We start from the raw sequence: 2,277 nt of genomic DNA, 5'->3' as shown, positions 1-2,277 counted from the left end.
TGTACGGGCCGATGCTGTGCATCTACATCCTGTCGTTGCAGGACGTGCGCGGCGGCCTGGTGTTCCCGATGAAGGGCCTGTCGCTGCACTGGTTCGTCGACCTCTTCACGCAGGTGCGCACCGGCGACGTGAAGGGCAGTTTCGAGCGCTCGATCAAGCTGGCCGTTGTCGCCACCGTGATCACGGTGATCGTGTCCTTCCTCGCAGGCATGGCCTTCCGGCGCCGCTTCCCGGGTGACGGCATCGTGTTCTACCTGCTGATCGGCAGCCTGGTCGTACCGGGCCTGGTGCTGGGCATCGGCATCGGCCTGCTGTTCCAGTTCTTCGGCCTGGAGCCGGGCTGGACCACATCCGCGCTCGGCGCGCAACTGTCGCTGACCCTGCCCTTCGGCGTACTGGTGATGTTCGCGGTGATGTCGCGCTTCGATCGCCGCTGGGAAGAGGCGGCGCGCGACCTGGGCGCGTCGCCCGGGCAGACACTGCGATGGGTGGTGATTCCGATCCTGCTGCCGGGCCTGGTGGCGGTGGCGCTGTTCGGCTTCACGCTGTCGTACGACGAATTTGCCCGCACCTTGCAGACCGCCGGTTCGTTGAACACCTTGCCGGTGGAAATCTGGACCATGACGCTGAACGTCACGTCGCCCTCGCTGTACGCGCTGGGCACCGTGACCACCGTCGTTTCCTTCGTCGCGATCGGCCTCTGCCTGGGCACCATCGCCCACCTGCAGCGGCGCCGCGCGGCGCGCTGATACCCCCGGCGTGCCGACATCCCCATACCAAGAGCCATGGCCCAAGCACCTCAAGCAGGCGACATCGAATTGGCGGGCGTGTGCAAGCGCTATGGCGGGCCGTTCGACGGACAACTGGCGGTCGACGGGGTCAACCTGAAGATTCCCGACGGCGCGTACTGCTGCATCCTCGGCCCCTCGGGCTGCGGCAAGACCACGCTGCTGCGGCTGATCGCCGGCCATGAAGACCCCAGCGACGGCGAGATCCTGATCGGCGGCGGCAACGTCGTCGGCCTGCCGCCGCCGCAGCGGCGCACCGCGATGATGTTCCAGTCCTACGCGCTGTTCCCGCACCTCACGGTGCGGCAGAACATCGGCTTTGCGCTGCGCGTGCGCCGGCTGCCGGCGTCGCGCGTGGCCGAACTCACCGGCGCGATGATGGACAAGGTGCGCATCGCCGAGCTGGCCGACCGGCTGCCGGCGCAGCTGTCGGGCGGCCAGCAGCAGCGCGTGGCGCTGGCGCGGGCGGCGATCACCGAGCCGCGTGTGCTCTTGCTCGACGAGCCGCTGTCGGCGCTGGACGAGCAGCTGCGCATCCGCATGCGCGAAGAGCTGCGGCGCATGCAGCGCGAGCTGGGCATCACCTTCGTGCATGTCACGCATACCCAGCTGGAGGCGATTGCGCTGGCCGACCTGGTGGTGGTGATGGAGAGCGGCCGCATCAAGCAGTCCGGCCCGGCGCGCGAGATCTATGCCGCTCCGACGGACCGTTATGTGGCCGAGTTCGTCGGCGGGCAGAACGTCATTCCGTGCCGTGTCGAGCATGTCAACGGCGCGCATGCGATGTTGCACGGCGGCGGTGGCGTGGGCATCGAACTGCCCTTGCCGCAGCGGCGCCGGCTGGTGGCGGGAGAGCGCGTCGACGTCGCGGTTCGGCGCGACGACCTGCAGCTGCGCCGGCCCGATGGCGCGCTGCCCGCCGCCGGCCGCGCCGCATTGCACACGCGCATCCGCGCCGTCGAGTACCAGGGCTATTTCGTCAAGGTGATGCTCGATGCGCAGGCCGGCGAAGAGCTGGTGGCCTATGTGCCCGAGCGCGAATTCTTCACCGACCCGTTCACCGTCGGCGATCCGGTGGTCGCCACCTGGGCGTCGGAACGGTCCTTGCTCCTGGCCTGAATCTCACTGGGGAGAGCGAACGCATGCTGATCCACTTTGTCTTGAACACGCAGCCGGTATCGGCCGAGCTGGCGAGCACCGATCTGCTGAGCGACGTGGTGCGCGAGAAATTCGGCCTCACCGGCACCCATGTCGGCTGCGACACCAGCCAGTGCGGCGCCTGCGTGGTGCACCTGAACGGCCGGTCGGTGAAGAGCTGCAGCGTGCTGGCGATCACGCTGGAAGGCGCCGAGGTGACGACCATCGAAGGCCTGTCCGGCCCCGCCGGTCTGCACCCGATGCAGCAGGCTTTCCACGAGGCGCATGGCCTGCAGTGCGGCTTCTGCACACCCGGCATGGTGATGAGCGCGGTCGACTTCGCGCGCCGTCA

The 2,277-nt window shown here is 68.3% G+C and carries 3 protein-coding genes; all 3 read left to right on the top strand.

Going from position 1 to position 2,277, the window contains the following annotated elements; genetic code table 11:
• Positions 1-749: ABC transporter permease (locus VLK61_RS29005; protein WP_325426645.1), on the top strand; the 749-nt coding region annotated here is incomplete at its 5' end.
• Positions 750-785: 36 nt separating this feature from the next.
• The gene (locus VLK61_RS29000) at positions 786-1,907 is read left to right on the top strand and encodes an ABC transporter ATP-binding protein (RefSeq protein WP_325426643.1); all 1,122 of its coding nucleotides are present in this window, start codon (positions 786-788) and stop codon (positions 1,905-1,907) included.
• Positions 1,908-1,930: 23 nt separating this feature from the next.
• On the top strand, positions 1,931-2,277 hold a 347-nt coding region (locus VLK61_RS28995), incomplete at its 3' end, for a (2Fe-2S)-binding protein (RefSeq protein ID WP_325426641.1).

Source organism: Aquabacterium sp. (assembly GCF_035476535.1).
Classification (GTDB): domain Bacteria; phylum Pseudomonadota; class Gammaproteobacteria; order Burkholderiales; family Burkholderiaceae_C; genus Pseudaquabacterium.
Note: the sequence above shows the minus strand (reverse complement) of the source record. Positions and strands in the feature narration are given on the sequence as shown.

What these genes read in the sequence shown, in the direction of transcription:
- VLK61_RS29000 (WP_325426643.1), top strand. Translation starts at nt 786, where the DNA reads ATGGCCCAAGCACCTCAAGCAGGCGACATCGAATTGGCGGGCGTGTGC.